Raw genomic sequence first — 18,299 nt, 5'->3', positions numbered from 1 at the left:
ATGTCCGCATTCTTAGGTCACATCCATTACTGGTTATATCGCAAAATTCAATTGCTCGTTGAGCGTGAAAATTTGATTTTAGAAAAAACTTCTAAAGTTGTTGATGATTTGGCGGAGGAACTACACTCCATCTCCGTAGATACATACGGTGAGCCAATTAATCCAAGCATTCCCTTGGAAAATATCATCGACCATGGCAATATTCACGGCTGGTTAGCTAACCAAATCAACATTGCTTCCGTTCGTGAAGCAGCTTTCATCAAAGATATGCTCGACACAAATTCCGGCGATGAAGCAGTACACGTAGTAACCGCTATTCTAGATGCCTTTGCAGTACAAGGCCAAGCATGTGGCGTTGTGGCTCAAGATAACCTTGAAGAACACACTGCACCAGCGATTTACAATGCGTTACAAAACTTCTACGTAAATGGCATGCCTTGCGATGGTGGTGACCAAGTGGTTTCTGAAAGCCCTGACGAATTTACCTGGGTTGGCGACCACAGATTACAAGCAGGCTACTGGCGTACAGCGGGCGTTGACCCTAAATTCATGGCATTAGCTTACCAAACATGGTTCGAGGCCTTTGTAAAAGCTATCGATCCAGCATTTGAACTTGTAACAACAGAAGAAAACGGCACACGTTTATATACCATTCGTAAAAAATAATATAAACTATCTACTCTCAGATATATGTACTGAAAAAGGAGCGTAACTTACGCTCCTTTTTTCATACCTATTTTTATATAAATTATACAATAGCTTAACTATTTTCGAAACTGTAGCCATAAGCACAGCATTGATAAACAATATCATTTATAATACAATTATAAGATAGATATACAACATAGTATGTATTACATTAAACTTTCAATATAAAAATTAGAACTAGGAGGTCCATTATGGCAGGCACAGTTAATCAAGAATTAGGTTTATTATTCCAAGGTCCTAACTATGTAATCGTAAAAAAAGGCGGCAAGGCTGGTGAAAAGGTGGAAAAACATAACCACCCTGAAGCTAATGTCATTTTTACAGTTGTAAAAGGTAAAGTACAAGTATTTCTTAATGAAACTGAAGAGCATGTACTCGTACCAGGCCAAGTATTGGAATTCAACGGCGACAACTACATCCAAGCTACACTCGTAGAAGACAGCGAATTCGTTGTAAACCTCATTCATAAACCAGAATAAAATACCAAAGGACAGTTGATACAAGCAACTGTCCTTTTTATATGGAGTATGTATTAAAGAGAAATCATATAGTTATTAAGTTTTATAGAACTGTTCAATAGTTCAGTTATATCCATAGTTATTAAATACTTATAGAGTAATACATAGTCTAAAAAATATTCTTTTAAAAGGAATTATAGGTTGTAAATTCACTCACATCAAAGCGCTTCGTATGGCCTGGTGCAGGAACACAGTCTGGATGAGGGTAACCAATTGGGAAGATAGCTACAGGAATGATATTATCAGGCAAGTTATATGCCTTGCGTACTTTAGCAGGATCAAAATGAGCAATCCACGTTGTGCCTAAACCTATATCGGCTACGGTAAACATAATGTGGGATCCCACAATGCTAGCATCTACAACCCCCATATCCGCATCATCGTATTCTCGCTTCCAACTCACCGTATTATCGTAACAAACGATAATTGCCAACGGTGCATTAAAATGACCATTTGTACAATCTTTCAGTTTGTTTAAGCTATCTTCAGTATTTAACACAAGCAGTCTTTGCGGCTGATAATTGTGCGCCGTAGGTGCTAATCGAGCGACTGCTAGTAACATATCTACCTTCTCCTGCTCCACTTGTCGAGTATCGAATTTTCGAACCGAATACCGCTCTGTGGCTAATACTTTAAAATCTTTCATTAAATCTCACTCCTTTATCGAATTTATTAAAATGTATTTTAATAAATAACCCCCTAGCTGATTCCTCAGTTAGGGGGTTTTGTGCTTATTATTTTTTAAGACGGCTAATTACTTCGTTAGTAATGTTTTCGATTTTGCTGTTAGCGTCAGCAGCACGAATTGTGTATGGATCATCCAATACTACATCCATTTGTTTTTCAACGCGAATAGCTTCAACAGTATTGTGAATTGCTTGCATCATAGGTTGAGCAATTTTATTGATTTCTTCGTTTTCTTTTTGAAGCAATGGAGCTACAGTTTTATTGAATTCTGCTTCTGCTTGTGCAGAGTCTTTAATCTTTTCAATTTCTTGTACTTTTTTTTCAATTTGTGGACGGTATTGAGCGTCTACTTGTTGCATTTTCATATCTAATGCACCGTAGCCAGGGTAGCTATTTACTACTTGGCTCATATTTACTAAGCCAATGTTAGCAGCACTTGCTACTGCAGCAGTAGCAGACATAGCACCAACGATAGCTAAGGTAGTCAATTTTTTAGATAATTTCATCTGAAATCCTCCTCGATTAAAAGTGTCACTATACAATCCAATAGTGTACTATTTTTACTATAGCAAATCTTGCTAAATTTCACAAGACTATGATAAATAGCATAATAAAGCCCTATGAACCACTTATGAAAGTTATTAGAACTTAAAATAATACCCACAAGCATACTCTGAGACCCTTAAAGCAGTCGATACAAACATATTCAGAACACACATGTGGGCATTTCAACTTTCACCAATTATTTATAATTTGTCATCAAATTATGGTTTATTATTCACCGAATTATTGTTCATCATTTAAATAGATGTATTTATCGGATTTCAATTTGGACACGAGATCAGGTACCAAACCGATAAGACGATCAAAGCTGCTGCTGTAAGGGTTGCCCTTAATGTTGAACAATTCGATGCGGTCACCTTTAATAACAAGGATTGCGCTTGGTTCCATTTTGGCACCACCGCCACCGCCGCCAGATTCTTGGCTCTTATTGGCTGTGCAGTGGTTTGTACCAGTACCGAAGCCAAAGGTTACATCAACAAATGGAACGAGTGTAGTATCGCCAATTTGCACAGCTTCACCAACTACAGTTTCCACTTTGATCATATTTTTAAACTTCTCGAATAGGACTTCCAAATTCTCTTTTACATTACTGTTCTCCATCACAGTACCTCCGCTTTTTGTGAAAGTATTATAGCTATAATAATACAGCTCATATACTCAATTGACTTTATATATCCTTACGCTGTTTGACCCTGTTCGGCTTTTAGCTTTTCTAGTTGCTTGGCTTCCTTCCGTTTAACCCAGAAGACACGAGCACTTTCACCCAATAGGGAACGCATAGGTTTAGATACCAAGAATCTAGTACCATACCACGCCAATACGGCAAGAATCATACGACCTTTAATATGGCCGCTGCCTTCAGCTACCCAGTTCACATAATCTATCTCAATAGACTCTGCTTGCTCAGGCCAAATGCTATACAACATAGATGCAATAAGCCCCATCCGATACGGATCACCAATACCAAATCGGCCCTCTATAGCCATATCACGTGGTTTAGAGTGGTTATAGCATCGTTTCGACACAAGGAATATCTGACGCCACAACTCTATATTTCCCAAGTGTTTCATGAACCAGAATGTAGGAATTTCAGACTTGAATGATGCTACCGGATCATTGGGATCAGGCTTTCCAAAACGTTGTTTCACAGTCGTTTTAATATCATTTACCTTTGTAAATACCTTTTCCTTGATAGATCCGTCACTATTGAAAGTAACATGACTTATTACTTCATCATCATCTTGAATATGAGCCGTTGGATCCTGTTGTATCGAATCATACCGCTCAGCACGAGCTTGTGCATCCATATCCTTAGAAACCGCATCAGGTCGCTCAATACGCTCCTTTGCCCTAGGTGCGCTCCCCGCCCCTGGTGATTCGTCATCATCAAAGATTGTATTGGAGCCTTGGGCGCTCTTCAAGTCATCAAAGCTTGTGCCGCTAGAGCTTGCAGTTGGACCTTGTCCGCCTCCTTGCATAGCCTTTGCAAAAGCTTCTGCCTGTGATATGTCGCCGTCATCATCCATTACCTTTTGATATTCTTCATCTACACGATTTTCAAGCCATTGTTCATAGTCTTTCACAGGACCGATCTTAAGTACACCTAAAACGTATAATTCCTTAAAAAATGGTTTATTTTGAATGTACGCTAAGTGGAGTGAAAATACGCGCGACAGCCATTTGATGCGCAGCTCGCCACGATATGGTGTCCGCCCATCAATTTCGATGCTATATGTGATTGGTGCCAGTAGGATAGTCAAGATGAGTGCTACAATGATGGCCACAATAACGAGGGCCACAATAGCCACTGTACTCAACCACATCACCTCCTTAGGTGTTCCTATGATTAGTTTTCAATGCCTTTTCGAGCCATTACGCCTTGTAGGTAGTAATGTTTAATCTCTTTCATCTCCGTTACGAGATCGGCCTCATCAATTAATTCTTGAGGAGCCCCACGTCCCGTAAATACGAGTTCCGTTTCTGGATGACGAGCATCGAGTAAAGCTTTAGTTTTATCCCATGTAATGAGTTCAAAGAAGAGAGCCATATTGTACTCATCAAGTACAACGAGGTCGTACTCACCACTGCTGATAGCAGCGAGTGCACGTTCATAGCCTTTTTCGATGAGCGCTACATAATCCTTCGGAGGATTACCAGACTCAAAGACAACGACTTCATCGCCCCATTTAGCAAGTTCATCCTTACTCTTCATCCCTTCTTTGATGATAAAGAATGGCTTGCCCACAGTTTCTAAGGTTAAATTTGTTAAGGTAGGTAAAATAGTATGCTCACTATATACTTTAGATTTCATAAATTGTAAGAAGAGGACTTTCTTGCCAGCGCCGATGGCACGAATGGCTAGGCCGATTGCGGCAGTTGTTTTGCCCTTGCCTTCGCCGGTATAAACTTGTACATAGGCCTTCATAGATATACCTCCGTTCATATACTTTTATTTTACAATATATATATACAAAAGGAAAGAAAAAGAACTTGCTATAAGCGCATATGCACGCATAACAAGTTCTTTTTAGGTCTTATATAAGCTTTTATATTTCTAATTGCTAATTGGTAAGAAGATCATAGGGTCTACAGGCGTATTGTTAAGGCGTACCTCGTAGTGAACGTGGGCACCCGTACTTTTACCAGTACTACCCATCAAAGCTATGGTTTGACCTTGTTTCACGCTCATCCCTACCGTTACCAATACGGCACTATTATGGCCATAACGGGTAACAAAGCCATTGCCATGATCGATTTCAACGAGATTACCATAACCGCCGCTTGTATACCCCGCAAAGGTTACCACCCCTGCCGCAGTAGCCACGATTTGGGAACCATAGTCATCGGCAATATCGATACCTTCATGGAATGCACCAATAGCACCCGTAACAGGGTCAACACGGCTACCAAATGGAGATGTAATAACGCCCTTACTTGGCCAAATACTAGGTGTCGTACTATTCACAGCACCACCAGAACCAGCGGAGAAATTGATGGATTGTAATGCCATCAAATCTTGTGCGCCACCATCGCGAAGGATATTGCGCATCGTATAGAAACTAACAAGCAATTTTTGTGCTTCCTTATCCATTTTGGATAGTCGAGCCGATAATTGTGCCGCTGTTAACGTCTGTGCTTCACTATTATCAGCGGCTTCCTGCTTTGGGTCGCTACCATCCCCGCCACCTTGAGCTGGTGTGCCAGATTCAGCGCCCTTCAGCATTTGCTTATTCTCTTCACTAATTTGATTTAAGTTTTGAATTTTCTTATCCAGAACTTCTGTTTTTTGTTGTAACAATTTCAACTGTTCCGATTGCAATTGCGTTTGTTGACGTAATTGCACAATCTCAGCTTGGCGCACGATGCCCCAAATACCGAGTACCAATGCCAAGACCAATACTACGGAACCAATAATGGCAACGAGTTTCGCTTGCTTGGTAGTTAATGTCAATATGCAGTTGTCACCATTTCTTTCAACTTTGTTTGAAATGAATGCCGGTATTTTCAACATAAAACTTCCTTATTTCGAGACGATAGCGCTCGTCAACGCTTCCTCATTGGTACGCTCACCCAACGCTTCGTTCAAACTTTCTAATTCTTCTTGTGAAAGACTTACTAAACTTTTACCTTTCACAATAGGTTTACTAAAAATACGAGATTCGCTACGACCGTAAATACTGGAGATACAGATACCATTATTGTTGCCATCTAGCAAGGTAAGCGCAAAGGACAGATCATTTCCGATATTTTCAAAGGCATTATACTTAATAAAGCCAATTTTTTGTATCGTATTACTCTGAATATTGCGAATTGCCACTTGCTCGGATAACAAGGACTCAAGGCCTTTCGCAGCATCGCGAATTTCACTGACCTCTACAGATAATTTACGCTCTAGGCTCGCACCATGCTCCCCTTGCATAAAGAAATCGTATTTCTTTTTCAAGCTACCTAAACGAATGTGTAAGATTACACAATATACGAATAACACTATAACAAGAACGATGGTAACCATGCCTATCCACGGTTGAATCGATTCGAACATGTATTTTCCTTCCTATACAATCATCAAAACTCCAACAGTTAATTATACCATTCCTATTGTGAAAGTTAAATGACTGCATGCAATTTAATTTAATATATTTAATATATCTAATATAGATAAACGATAGCTATATAACAATGTATATAACAAGTATGTAATGTATATCTAAATGTATGTGTTACATACATATTACAATGCTATTTATTAGGCTATTTATTAGCCCTCTAGTTCGTCAACAAATGGGCTTATTGCTCGTTCTAGTATACCATGTAGAGCTGCTATGAGTACACCGTAATTTACAATGGGTGTACTTTGTACAACAGCGCATTCTATACGACGTAACACCTCACGGCGTGTTAGCATACAAGCACCACAGTGGATGATCAAATCATACTGTGATACATCCTTAGGGAATGCTCCCCCACTAGTGAATTCTAACTGTAAATCTGTATAGCCTTGCTTCTTTAAAAGATTGGGTATTTTTACAGTCCCAATATCATCGCATTGACGACGATGTGTACAACCTTCACTGATAAGCACCTTGGAACCAGCTTTCAGATTCTTAATAGCCTTAACACCAGTTACTAAATCCTGTAATTTTCCCTTGAACCGTGCCATCAAAATAGAAAAAGACGTCAACGGAATCGAATCGGGGGTCAACTCATCAACCCGATCAAAAACTTGGGAATCACAGATTACCATTTTAGGTGGATTCTTAAGAGAGTGAATCATAGCCGGTAATTCTTCTGTTTGGCAGACTAATGCTAAGCCTTTATAATCGAGAATTTCTCGGATAGTTTGCACCTGTGGCAAGATGAGTCGCCCCTTTGGTGCGGCACTATCGATAGGACATACAAGAATAATTGTATCCCCCTCTTCAACTAAACCTTGTAAAAGAGTTTGCTCCCCTTCTACATCAAGTGGTGTTACCCCCCCGAGTAAATCAAGCAACTCTAAGCGCTTAGCATCAGATGTGAAGTCAGCAGAACCAATGACAGTAACCAATTCAGATAAACCCGTATGATCTGCTATATAACGCTCTCCCAGTATATCTCTGCCTATACTAGCTTTAGACTCCGTTAAATTGTTTGGCGCCGCATTAATCTCATTAATGAAAAGTGCAACAGGTACATTATTTTGTTTCAAAAGACCTAACCAGTACATATCGTCGGAGGTTGGCTCTTCATCGGTGCGAAGCACATAAACAGCCAAATTAATCTTTTTCACGACCTCTTCTGTTTTCTCCATGCGCAATGCACCTAATTCAGTTGTATCATCTATACCAGCAGTATCAGTAATCACCACAGGGCCAAGTGGCAAGATTTCCATAGCTTTGCTTACAGGATCTGTTGTAGTCCCTGCCACATCGGATACTAACGATACAGGCTGATCAGTTAACATATTGATCAATGTAGACTTACCGGCATTACAACGGCCAAAAAAGCCAATATGTATGCGGTTTGCCTTAGGTGTTTGTTCCATAACCTATCCTTGTTACTTAACCTTCACATATATTACAAAATATATTATAAAACGTCTTACATCTTATCTTATTATTTAATAAATCTCTTACATATAGTAAAAGCGCAGCCCGTAGACTACACTTTTACCTCAAATTGTTATTATTACGACTATTACAATTGCTATAGCTGTTATTATTGTTATTGTTGTTATTATTATCGTTACTATTATTGTTGGTGTTACGGCTATTGCTATTACTTTTGCTTTTGCTTTTGCTTTTGCTTTTGCTTTTGCTAGCCAATTATACTCTAAACTCTATTGTTTCCGCATCTTCTGTTTGATCTTGCCCATCCATATATGCAATAAGTCTTTCTAATTCAGCTTCAGAGGAGAAAGCAATTTCAATTTTTCCTTGTACCTTTTTACCTGCACGGAATTTAATATTCACAGGGGATCCTAAGCTTAGTTTTAAACGGTCCATTAGAGCACGAACTTCTGCCGTATTTTGAGGTTTACCAGCCTTTGCTTTAGACGATTTATTTTGCATAGACTTAACAAGGGCCTCTGCTTGTCTAGCGCTTAGCTCGCCCTCTTTAATACGTTCAGCTGCTTCCATTTGTTGAGCTGCGCTTCTTAACGCTAATAATGGACGAGCTTGGCCAACCGTCAAATCACCTTCGATAAGATCCTTTTGTACAGAATCACATAATTTTAAAAGACGAACCATATTAGCTATATATGAACGGCTACGGCCAAGACGAGCGGAAATCATTTCTTGCGTTTGCTTATAAGTATCCATCAATCCTTGATAAGCCAATGCTTCTTCAATAGGATCTAATCCTTCTCGTTGTAAGTTCTCTACAAGAGCAACCTCTGTCATTTCTTCGGTATTATATTTTTTAACAATAACTGGTACTGTTTTCAATCCAGCAATCATAGCAGCACGATAACGGCGCTCACCAGCTACAATTTGGTATTTATTCTTTTGTTTACGAACTACAATCGGTTGGAAAATACCAAGATTCTTGATTGATTCAGCCAAGGTAGCTAGACTATCTTCATCAAAACTTTTACGCGGTTGATCTACATTTGGAACTAACTCAGAAATTGGCAGTTCATGTATCTCCTTTTCAGGCAATACAGACTCTACAGAGTCGACCTTCATTAAATTCTCAAGGCCCTTCCCCAATCCAGACGTTTTGCTTTTTTTGCTTTTAATTTCTCTTGGCATACAACTAACCTCTCTCGGCCTTACAAATATTTACAAATTTAAAATATGTAAATCACGCAAACCACCAAAAACTAATATTCTTAGCATTAGATACATACATATAACAGATACTTATTACCTTTAGGTACTTGCTTCGCTTTTGTGTTTATTAAGCTTTAGTACTTATTTATCTTTAGTGCTTATTTAATTTTAGATGCTTTAATTACTTCTTTAGCTAATTTCGTATATACATCAGCACCTTTGGATTTTGGATCATATACAATGATTGGCTCCCCATAACTAGGTGCCTCACTTAAACGTACATTACGAGGAATAATTGTTTTATATACTTTATTGCCAAAGAATTTTTTTACTTCATCGGCTACTTGAATCGATAAATTTGTGCGGCCATCAAACATAGTCAATAGCACGCCTTCAATTTCAAGATCCTTATTTGATGTTTGTTGTACAATTGTTATCGTTTTAACTAATTGACTAACCCCTTCCAATGCGTAAAATTCACTTTGAATCGGAATCAATACACTATCAGCAGCAGTGAAGGCATTTAATGTTAATAACCCGAGAGATGGTGGACAGTCAATGACGATAAAATCATATGTATCTCGTACTGACGCTAATGCTTTTTTCAACATTGTTTCACGTGAAACAACGGAAACTAGTTCTACTTCAGCACCAGCTAGTTGAATTGTTGCAGGCGCCACAAATAGGTTTTCAAGCATTGTAGGTTGTACAATATCAGCAATTGGTTCTCCATCAATTAGAACATCATGCACACAGAGCTCTAAATCATCCTTTTCAATACCTAACCCAGAACTAGCATTACCTTGTGGATCCAAATCAACCAGTAATACTTTTTTACCTGCATCAGCTAAACAAGCACTCAAATTTACTGATGTTGTAGTTTTACCAACACCGCCTTTTTGATTAGTAATAGCTATAACTTTGCCCACTTAATTCACCTCACATCTTCGTTCAAAATATTTCTTTTCCATTATAACATAAAACAATGCTAATTACGGTATTTATAAATCAAATTCTCATTAATTTTTTATCTACTATATTATTTTATTTATCTACTACATTTTTCCCACTTACATTTATATTACGCACATAAACTTATAGGTAAATAACTTCATTAATATAATTACAACACTTATTTTTTATTGTTTCACGTGAAACATAGCAATTTATTCCTTTACTATATAGTACAACACAAAATAAGAAAAATTACATCAAATGTTTTATAAGTTTTACGATTAAATGTTTCACGTGAAACATTTAAGGATTAAAATCTAACGTAAAATTAAGTTATAGAATTAATAAAAAATTTTACAGTAAAAAATTATTGCCTTAATATAAATCTATACCAATAGACAAATATATACAAAACTATTTTATATCATTTTTTTATTTATAGAACAACACCATCAGCGAAAGGTATAAAGTAATCAACTTTTGATCGGTAACATTATATATAACAATAATATACGAAATGTAATGAACTAATATTAATATACTTATATACTCATAACAAATTATTAGATTATATTTAATAAATTGTTTCACGTGAAACATTATGGTTAACATTAAACATATAAAACCTTCATCATCAATAACTTTTATGAACAAAAATCATTTTGATATAACTTTAAACTATACCTATATACTACTAAATTATATGAGAATACAGGCCCCATATACTTTGACAGGTATTATTCATATCTATATACTATTAGTTAGATAGTAATTAGATTGATAATCTTAAGAGTCTAGAAAAATCACTTTATAAGATCTATATATACAATTGATAACAGTAAGCACACGCTCTACGGATACGCAGAGCTTTTTATTTTGAAGAGGAGGCGTTTCTATGCCCATCTATAACGGAATGCTTCCTGCCATCGACAAAGCAGAAGTAAAACGATACGCAGGACTTCGTCACGCTGAGGATTTCCCACAAAACTATGTTGACGAAGCATGTAAGGAAATCCAATTATTGGCTACACCTAGGGGTGTATATCAAGAATATGATTACGATGCAGAAACAAAAACAATTTTAAGCAATCCACCGCTTAAAATTGAAGGGTCTATCATCGAAAAGCATCTAGAAAAATCTACTAAAGTATACGTATTAGGCGTAACAGTTGGAGAAGATGTAGAAATTCGTAGTGAACAGTTATTTAAACAAGGTAACTATACGGTAGGCTTATTACTTGATGCAGCAGCCACAACTGCTGTAGAACAGGTAGCTGATCAGGTAAACGAAGTAATCAATACAATTGCTAAAAAACAAGGCTATAAGCCAACTTGGCGTTTTAGCCCTGGTTATGGCAACTGGCCACTAGAAATCCAACCACAATTAGCTAAAATCATCAAAACAGAGATGATTGGCTTACAAGTAACAGAGAACTATTTATTATTCCCACGTAAGTCTGTAACGGCTATCATCGGTTTAATGCCAGCAAACGAAGATATTAAAACTAAACGAGGCTGTACATCTTGTTCACAACAAAACTGTGCATCTCGAAAATTACCAGAGAAAGCAACAGTCAACACCCAAGATGGGGGAGAAGAGGAAGGTAGTAAAACTACTGCCGACATTTCTGGTATTGCCATGAAGGGGCAGCCAATACAATAGTGTTTCACGTGAAACATTGTAATTTAGGATGTTAAAGGAAGATGTTTATGTATATATTTGACGGTGCTATGGGCACAATGCTTCAAGCGGCAGGCTTAGAAGAAGGCTATTGTCCAGAGCTATTTAATATTGAAAGACCAGAAGTAGTAAAGGATATTCATGCTCAATACTTACAACATGGCAGTGATGTAATCACTACCAATACATTCGGTGCTTGTGGTCTTAAATTAGAAGATTATGATTTACAGGATCGCGTAAGAGAAATTAATATTGCAGCTGTGAAGGTAGCAAAAGAAGCCATTGCAGAGACTAAACCAACTGCTCGTGTAGCAGGTTCTATGGGACCTACAGGTCGTTTTTTACAACCATTAGGCAATATGAGCTTTGACTCCATTTATGATACATATCGTGAACAAGCCGAAGCATTAATCGAAGGTGGCGTTGATTTTATTATCATTGAAACTATCATCGACGTACAGGAAATGCGTGCCGCTTTATTAGCCTCTTTAGATGCTCGTGAAGCAGCAGGGAAGACAAAAGATGATGTACAAATCATCTGTCAATTTTCTTTTAGTGAAGACGGTCGTACTATTACAGGTACACCACCAGCAGTAGCAACTACTATCGTAGAAGCTATAGGGGCTGATATCATTGGTATCAACTGTTCCCTTGGACCTGAACAAATTACACCACTTATCGAAGAGATTGCAAGCGTTACAAATTTACCAATAAGCTGTCAGCCAAATGCCGGTATGCCTCAATTAATAAATAAACAAACTGTATTCCCACTTTCAGCTGAAGAGATGGGGCCTTTGATGCTTCCAATTGTTGATGCTGGTGCAAGCTATGTTGGCGGCTGCTGTGGTACAACACCAGCTCATATTCAATCTATTTCCGATGCTGTGAAAGCTCATACGCCAAAAGAACGCGCCCACATTGCACCTAAAACAATTATTACAAGCCGTACTAAACTTTTAGAGTTAGGCCATCATACAAAACCACTTATCATTGGCGAACGTATTAATCCAACTGGCCGTAAAGTCCTTGCTCAAGAATTGCGCGATGGCTCTTTCATCCGTGTAAAACGGGATGCCTTAGACCAAGTAGAGGCAGGTGCAGATATCCTAGATGTAAACATGGGTGTAGCCGGCATGGATCAATCACCCTTAATGGAACGCGCCATTTTCGAGTTATCCATGCTCGTAGAAACACCATTATCCATTGACACATTAGACCCAGTAGCTATGGAAATAGCTCTTAAAAACTATCCAGGTCGTGCCCTCATTAACTCCGTAAATGGGGAGGAGGAGTCTATTACTCACGTAATGCCTTTGGCTAAACGGTATGGTGCAGCATTGCTTTGCTTGCCAATCTGTAGTGGTGACTTACCTGAAAAAGCAGAGGACCGCGTTGCTTTAGCTGAAAGCATCATAAATCGCGCTTACGGTTATGGTCTTCAACCACATGACTTATTACTCGATCCATTGGTATTAACACTTGCCAGCGGTGAAGATAGTGCACGCCAAACATTGCGTACGCTACAATTATATAAAGAAAAATTTGGCTTCCCAACAGTAATGGGCTTGTCCAATATCTCCTTCGGTATGCCTCAACGTCCTTATTTGAACGGCCAATTCTTAACAATGGCCCTCGCATGTGGCTTAACAACACCGATTATGAATCCACTCAATTATCCAGCAAAAAAAGCATTTGTATCTAGTACTACCTTACTAGGCTGGGACCCAGGTTCTGCTGAATTTATTAAAGAATACGGCTATGAAGACGAAACTACCGCTCCTGGTAACTCTGCTCCTAAAGGGCCAGATAAAAAATCCTTCGATAGTAATGATCCTTTAGCCAATATTCGCGCATGTGTAGAACAAGGCGAAAAAGAAGCTATCATTGATCTTGTAAAAAAAGCCTTAGCAGATGGTATCGATCCATTAGATCTTACGAAAAAAGGCTTATCGGAAGCGATGAACGTAGTGGGGGATAAGTTTGGTTCTGGTAAATTATTCTTACCACAAGTAATGCTTGCTGCTGAAACAATGCAGGCTGCTTTCAACACCATTAAAGAAATTATTCCTGCTAGTGAAAGCTTAGATAAAGGCACCGTTGTCGTGGCTACAGTTAAAGGCGACATCCACGATTTAGGTAAAAATATCGTAGCAGCATTGCTCGAAAACAATGGTTACAAAATCGTCGACCTGGGTAAGGACGTTGACCCAGAAGTTATCGTACAAGCCATTAAAGATAACAAAGCTGCCCTCGTTGGCATCTGTTCCTTGATGACGACTACCATGCCACAAATCGACAATACTATCGCTGCTATCCGTGCAGCAGGCCTTAAAACTAAGGTCATGGTTGGTGGCGCTGTAGTATCTCAAGACTACGCAGACCAAGCAGGTGCAGATATCTACGCTAAAGACGGCATCGCTGCTGTTAACCACGCCAATGACTTCTTTGAAACACTAGAAAAATAATGTATAGTAACGAGGTACATGATGACATTACGAGAAAAACATCAACAAAGACAGTTCACCATTACTGTTGAATTGGATCCTCCTAAAAGCAGTTCTGCAGAAAAGACCTTCGAACAAGCAGCCCGTTTGAAAGGGAAGGTCGATGCTATCAACATCGCTGATAGCCCTATGTCCAAAATGCGCATGAGCCCAATTTCTCTTTCTTATTTGTTACAACATAACAAAGAAATTGAAACTATTTTCCACCTTACATGCCGCGACCGTAATATTATCGGATTGCAATCTGAATTACTCGGTGCAGCAGCATTGGGCGTGCATAATATTTTAACACTCACTGGTGATAAACCAGATAATGGGGACCATCCATTTGCACAATCCGTATTTGAAGTCGACTGTATGGGACTACTTAACATCGCTAAGACATTAAATGCAGGCAAAGACCTGGCAGGTAATGACCTAGATGCACCTACGAACTTCTACATCGGTGCCACTGGTAATCCTGGTGCTCCAGATTTAGAGATTGAACGCCAAAAATTAGCTGCTAAAATTCAAAATGGCGCTCACTTTGTACAAACACAACCAATTTACGATTTAGAACAGGCAAAACGCTACATTGACAAGATGTCTGAATTCAATGTACCTATCATGCTCGGTTTGATTCCACTTAAAAGCTTTAAAATGGCTACATACCTCCATGAAAAAGTGCCTGGAATCAATCTTACTCAAGAAATATTGGACCGCATGGAAAAAGGTGGTAAAGAAGCGGGTACAGAAATTGCGATTGAAACACTTGAACAAATCAAGAAAATGGCAGCAGGCGTACATATTATGCCTTTAAATGATATCGATACAACATTATATATTATTGATCACCTATAAAGTCATTCTGAGATTAACATATAACACCTTTCCCACGACCTCCATAGTGAACTAAGTCGTTCTTAGGGAAAGGTGTTATATGTATCTTTATCTCCGCCTCATATAGTGAACAAAATATATAATTTTGTCGTAAACGATATCATTTAATAGATATAGAGTGGGGGAGGGCATACAAACTAATTCGTTACTAAGAAAAGGAAAAGAGGATGCAGATCTATGATTTGCATCCTCTTTTTCTTTATGTAGCAATGTAACATGGGGTTTAGTTATATTAATTTATATTAGTTTCTACGCCTAAATCATTAACTGCTATACTAACGGTTTGTCTTTGATTTCTTTTGGTTTTCGTGGATATTGTTTTGGTGTTTTTCCAATTTTCTTTATATATACGATTGCTCGTTTATCCTCTAAGGTTGGCAAAGTAACGGTTCTTACTTCTTCGATAGTAGCTTTTAGTGTGCTAAGGGCTTTATTAGATTCTTTCACTTCTTCTTCGTAGATAGCTCCTTTTAAAGCAACTATGTATCCACCTTCTTTTACGTATGGCACAGTCCATTCTAAAAGAATCGGCAAGCGTGCCACGGCACGGCTCGTAGCAATATCAAAGCTTTCACGGTAATCTTGATGACTCAAATCCTCCGCACGTCCGTGTAAGGTAGTACAGTTCGTCAGTTTTAGTTCATCTATAACCGATTCCAAAAAGGTAAGCCGCTTTTTCAAAGAATCAAACAGGGTAACCTTGAGGCTACGGTCATAGATAGCCAATGGAATACCAGGGAAACCTGCACCGGTACCAACATCGATAATCGTCATGTCAGATTTGATAATTTCAGAATCATAACAGGAGAGGGAGTCAATCATGTGCTTAACCACGACCTCTTTCATATCCGTAATACCCGTTAGATTGAGATATTTATTTGTTTCAATCATATGCGCATAATACATGTAAAAGTCTTTGGCTTGCTCTTCCGTACAAGGCAAGCCAAAATGGCTCATTTGCTCCATCATGTACGAAACAAATTCAGACTGAGGTGCTATAGGCACATCATATTTTTCTTTCATAAGTACACCTAATGAATTGTCTAATATGTATAGGACAATAAGATCTATAGGAAATATCTTTTAAAATCTATAAGAAATAGCTTCTAAAAAGTTCATATAAAATGCATGTTATTACATGCTATTTTTATTTACTTCTATTGTATTGTTCGAGTTGGATCAACAGAACAGATACGTCCGCAGGTGATACACCAGAGATACGGCTTGCTTGGCCGATGGAGTGAGGACGAATTTTGTTGAGCTTTTGTTGAGCTTCAAGGGAAATACCCTTTATTTGTGTATAGTCCCATTCTTTTGGAAGAATTTTTTCTTCTAGTTTACGAACCTTATCGACTTGCTCCATTTGCTTTTTGATGTAACCTTCGTAGGTAATGGAAATATCGACAGCTTCCTCTACATCAGGTGTATAGCGTTTCAAACCAAATGCATCGGCTACGACGGCATAAGAGAGTTCGTTACGTTTTACTAAATCATAAGCGTGAATACCTGTTCTAATAGGTGCTGTACCTAAACTTTCAAGCAAAGCTTGTGTTTCTTTGGATGGATTGACAGGTGTATTTCGTAACATGTCCATTGCTTCTTCGATAGCAGCTTTTTTAGCTGTAAATTTATCCCAACGATCATCTTTTACAAGACCGATTGCACGGCCTTTTTCCGTAAGACGCATGTCTGCATTATCTTGACGAAGCAATAAGCGGTATTCACTGCGGCTTGTCATCATGCGGTACGGTTCATTTGTACCTTTTGTTACAAGATCATCGATGAGAACACCGATGTACGCTTCAGAACGAGCAAGGATAAACGGTTCTTTACCTTCAAGCCACAATGCTGCGTTGATACCAGCCATGAGGCCTTGAGCAGCCGCTTCTTCATAGCCAGATGTACCATTGGCTTGACCCGCAGAGTAGAGACCTTCAATATGTTTCACTTGAAGTGCTGGTGTCAATTGCGTTGGATTCAAGCAATCGTATTCGATAGCATAGGCAGGGCGCATAATTTCTACATTTTCAAGGCCTGGAATAGTACGCAAGAATGCATATTGTACGTCCATAGGAAGGGATGTACTCATGCCTTGAACGTACATTTCATTTATACCCGTACCTTCTGGTTCTACGAATAATTGATGGCGTTCTTTATCGGCAAAGCGCACTACTTTATCTTCGATGGAAGGGCAGTAACGAGGACCTACGCCTTCGATTTTACCACTATACATAGGAGCTCGATGAATATTGCTATGAATGATTTCGTGCGTTTCTTTGTTAGTATACGTCAACCAACATACGTCTTCATTACGGTTAATCCATTCATCCATAAAAGAAAATGCGTGATGATGTGCATCGCCTTCTTGAACTACCATATTATCGAGATTTAAAGTACGTTTATCTACACGTGCTGGTGTACCCGTCTTAAAGCGCATCAATTCAACACCATTATCGAGCAAGGATCGAGAGAAATGTTCCGCTACGCGTTGACCATTTGGACCGCCCACATAATCGATATCGCCGATGAGGATTTTACCTTTCAAATAGGTCCCTGTACAAAGAATAACAGCCTTGGCGCCATAAAATTCACCAAGCTCCGTAACGATACCTGTGACCTTGCCATCCTCCACCTTAAGCTCTGTCACCATGATTTGCTTAACATTGAGATTATCTGTATTCTCCAATGTTTGTTTCATCAAATGTTGATATTTAATCTTGTCGGATTGACAGCGCAAAGAATGAACGGCAGGTCCCTTACCCATATTGAGCATACGCATTTGGATAGCCGTAGCATCCGCATTAATACCCATTTGACCGCCTAATGCGTCAACTTCGTAAACAAGATGGCTTTTACCAGGACCACCCACGGCAGGGTTGCACGGCATAAGCGCAATATTATCTAAACTGATGGTCGCCATCAACGTGCGATGACCCATGCGAGCAGTAGCGAGAGCCGCCTCACAACCAGCATGACCACCGCCGATGACGATGACATCATAATTATCTACTGTGTACATATTAATTTCCTTATATTTGTTACTTATCTT

General features: G+C 38.7%; 17 protein-coding genes. 5 read left to right on the top strand and 12 right to left on the bottom strand.

What is annotated here, in order from left to right:
* Both E6X37_RS06770 and E6X37_RS06765 read left to right on the top strand, forming a co-directional pair.
* A complete protein-coding gene (locus E6X37_RS06770; RefSeq protein ID WP_119563120.1) occupies window positions 1-666 on the top strand; it encodes a hypothetical protein in 666 nt (221 codons plus the stop codon).
* 233 nt (window positions 667-899) lie between these two features.
* Window positions 900-1,187 carry a cupin domain-containing protein gene (locus E6X37_RS06765; RefSeq protein WP_004694414.1) on the top strand — a complete coding sequence of 96 codons (288 nt, stop codon included), beginning with the start codon at window positions 900-902 and terminating at the stop codon, window positions 1,185-1,187.
* Between the two features lie 163 nt (window positions 1,188-1,350).
* Here the strand turns inward: E6X37_RS06765 and E6X37_RS06760 are convergent, their stop codons facing one another.
* The 10 genes from E6X37_RS06760 to E6X37_RS06715 form a co-directional block, all read right to left on the bottom strand.
* Window positions 1,351-1,872: a nitroreductase family protein gene (locus E6X37_RS06760; protein WP_287506690.1), complete on the bottom strand. Its 522-nt coding sequence runs from the start codon at window positions 1,870-1,872 to the stop codon at window positions 1,351-1,353.
* An 88-nt stretch (window positions 1,873-1,960) separates the two neighbouring features.
* The gene (locus E6X37_RS06755) at window positions 1,961-2,419 is read right to left on the bottom strand and encodes an OmpH family outer membrane protein (protein ID WP_004698051.1); all 459 of its coding nucleotides are present in this window, start codon (window positions 2,417-2,419) and stop codon (window positions 1,961-1,963) included.
* Window positions 2,420-2,699: 280 nt separating this feature from the next.
* Entirely contained in the window at window positions 2,700-3,077 is a 378-nt protein-coding gene (locus tag E6X37_RS06750) for a GerW family sporulation protein (RefSeq protein WP_004698027.1), read from the bottom strand.
* A 77-nt stretch (window positions 3,078-3,154) separates the two neighbouring features.
* Window positions 3,155-4,294, bottom strand: coding sequence for a hypothetical protein (locus E6X37_RS06745; protein WP_278604939.1), 1,140 nt, complete (start codon window positions 4,292-4,294; stop codon window positions 3,155-3,157).
* Window positions 4,295-4,323: 29 nt separating this feature from the next.
* Window positions 4,324-4,902 (bottom strand): cob(I)yrinic acid a,c-diamide adenosyltransferase, encoded by a 579-nt coding sequence (locus E6X37_RS06740; protein WP_004694402.1) that lies wholly within the window; start codon window positions 4,900-4,902, stop codon window positions 4,324-4,326.
* A 129-nt stretch (window positions 4,903-5,031) separates the two neighbouring features.
* Window positions 5,032-5,988 (bottom strand): M23 family metallopeptidase, encoded by a 957-nt coding sequence (locus tag E6X37_RS06735; RefSeq protein ID WP_077707865.1) that lies wholly within the window; start codon window positions 5,986-5,988, stop codon window positions 5,032-5,034.
* A 9-nt stretch (window positions 5,989-5,997) separates the two neighbouring features.
* Window positions 5,998-6,519, bottom strand: coding sequence for a DUF4446 family protein (locus E6X37_RS06730; RefSeq protein WP_004694397.1), 522 nt, complete (start codon window positions 6,517-6,519; stop codon window positions 5,998-6,000).
* A 216-nt stretch (window positions 6,520-6,735) separates the two neighbouring features.
* Window positions 6,736-8,001 carry a [FeFe] hydrogenase H-cluster maturation GTPase HydF gene (gene hydF / locus E6X37_RS06725; RefSeq protein ID WP_287506694.1) on the bottom strand — a complete coding sequence of 422 codons (1,266 nt, stop codon included), beginning with the start codon at window positions 7,999-8,001 and terminating at the stop codon, window positions 6,736-6,738.
* Between the two features lie 280 nt (window positions 8,002-8,281).
* Window positions 8,282-9,211: a ParB/RepB/Spo0J family partition protein gene (locus E6X37_RS06720; RefSeq protein WP_287506696.1), complete on the bottom strand. Its 930-nt coding sequence runs from the start codon at window positions 9,209-9,211 to the stop codon at window positions 8,282-8,284.
* Between the two features lie 179 nt (window positions 9,212-9,390).
* On the bottom strand, window positions 9,391-10,161 hold the full coding sequence (locus E6X37_RS06715; protein WP_287506698.1) for a ParA family protein: 771 nt from the start codon (window positions 10,159-10,161) through the stop codon (window positions 9,391-9,393).
* A 920-nt stretch (window positions 10,162-11,081) separates the two neighbouring features.
* On the opposite strand from E6X37_RS06715, the gene E6X37_RS06710 reads away from it, so the two are divergent.
* From E6X37_RS06710 to E6X37_RS06700, 3 genes are read left to right on the top strand one after another with little or no spacing between them, the layout of a single operon-like run.
* Window positions 11,082-11,849 (top strand): hypothetical protein, encoded by a 768-nt coding sequence (locus tag E6X37_RS06710; protein WP_004698043.1) that lies wholly within the window; start codon window positions 11,082-11,084, stop codon window positions 11,847-11,849.
* A 47-nt stretch (window positions 11,850-11,896) separates the two neighbouring features.
* Entirely contained in the window at window positions 11,897-14,332 is a 2,436-nt protein-coding gene (locus E6X37_RS06705; protein WP_316689706.1) for a homocysteine S-methyltransferase family protein, read from the top strand.
* Window positions 14,333-14,353: 21 nt separating this feature from the next.
* On the top strand, window positions 14,354-15,211 hold the full coding sequence (locus E6X37_RS06700; RefSeq protein ID WP_316689741.1) for a methylenetetrahydrofolate reductase: 858 nt from the start codon (window positions 14,354-14,356) through the stop codon (window positions 15,209-15,211).
* Between the two features lie 309 nt (window positions 15,212-15,520).
* On the opposite strand, the gene rsmG is transcribed toward E6X37_RS06700, so the two are convergent.
* Both rsmG and mnmG read right to left on the bottom strand, forming a co-directional pair.
* The gene (gene rsmG, locus E6X37_RS06695) at window positions 15,521-16,273 is read right to left on the bottom strand and encodes a 16S rRNA (guanine(527)-N(7))-methyltransferase RsmG (RefSeq protein WP_287529208.1); all 753 of its coding nucleotides are present in this window, start codon (window positions 16,271-16,273) and stop codon (window positions 15,521-15,523) included.
* A 124-nt stretch (window positions 16,274-16,397) separates the two neighbouring features.
* Window positions 16,398-18,269, bottom strand: a complete 1,872-nt coding sequence (gene mnmG / locus E6X37_RS06690; protein WP_316689705.1) for a tRNA uridine-5-carboxymethylaminomethyl(34) synthesis enzyme MnmG — start codon at window positions 18,267-18,269, stop codon at window positions 16,398-16,400.
* Window positions 18,270-18,299 lie beyond the last annotated feature (30 nt).

Source organism: Veillonella parvula (genome assembly GCF_032550495.1).
Lineage (GTDB): Bacteria > Bacillota > Negativicutes > Veillonellales > Veillonellaceae > Veillonella > Veillonella parvula_G.
Note: the sequence above shows the minus strand (reverse complement) of the source record. Positions and strands in the feature narration are given on the sequence as shown.

Coding starts and splice junctions, on each gene's coding strand:
- E6X37_RS06705 (WP_316689706.1), top strand. CDS start 11,897: ATGTATATATTTGACGGTGCTATGGGCACAATGCTTCAAGCGGCAGGC.
- E6X37_RS06750 (WP_004698027.1), bottom strand. CDS start 3,077: ATGGAGAACAGTAATGTAAAAGAGAATTTGGAAGTCCTATTCGAGAAG.
- rsmG (WP_287529208.1), bottom strand. CDS start 16,273: ATGAAAGAAAAATATGATGTGCCTATAGCACCTCAGTCTGAATTTGTT.
- E6X37_RS06720 (WP_287506696.1), bottom strand. CDS start 9,211: ATGCCAAGAGAAATTAAAAGCAAAAAAAGCAAAACGTCTGGATTGGGG.
- E6X37_RS06740 (WP_004694402.1), bottom strand. CDS start 4,902: ATGAAGGCCTATGTACAAGTTTATACCGGCGAAGGCAAGGGCAAAACA.
- E6X37_RS06710 (WP_004698043.1), top strand. CDS start 11,082: ATGCCCATCTATAACGGAATGCTTCCTGCCATCGACAAAGCAGAAGTA.
- E6X37_RS06770 (WP_119563120.1), top strand. CDS start 1: ATGTCCGCATTCTTAGGTCACATCCATTACTGGTTATATCGCAAAATT.
- E6X37_RS06730 (WP_004694397.1), bottom strand. CDS start 6,519: ATGTTCGAATCGATTCAACCGTGGATAGGCATGGTTACCATCGTTCTT.
- hydF (WP_287506694.1), bottom strand. CDS start 8,001: ATGGAACAAACACCTAAGGCAAACCGCATACATATTGGCTTTTTTGGC.
- E6X37_RS06765 (WP_004694414.1), top strand. CDS start 900: ATGGCAGGCACAGTTAATCAAGAATTAGGTTTATTATTCCAAGGTCCT.
- E6X37_RS06760 (WP_287506690.1), bottom strand. CDS start 1,872: ATGAAAGATTTTAAAGTATTAGCCACAGAGCGGTATTCGGTTCGAAAA.
- mnmG (WP_316689705.1), bottom strand. CDS start 18,269: ATGTACACAGTAGATAATTATGATGTCATCGTCATCGGCGGTGGTCAT.
- E6X37_RS06700 (WP_316689741.1), top strand. CDS start 14,354: ATGACATTACGAGAAAAACATCAACAAAGACAGTTCACCATTACTGTT.
- E6X37_RS06735 (WP_077707865.1), bottom strand. CDS start 5,988: ATGTTGAAAATACCGGCATTCATTTCAAACAAAGTTGAAAGAAATGGT.
- E6X37_RS06755 (WP_004698051.1), bottom strand. CDS start 2,419: ATGAAATTATCTAAAAAATTGACTACCTTAGCTATCGTTGGTGCTATG.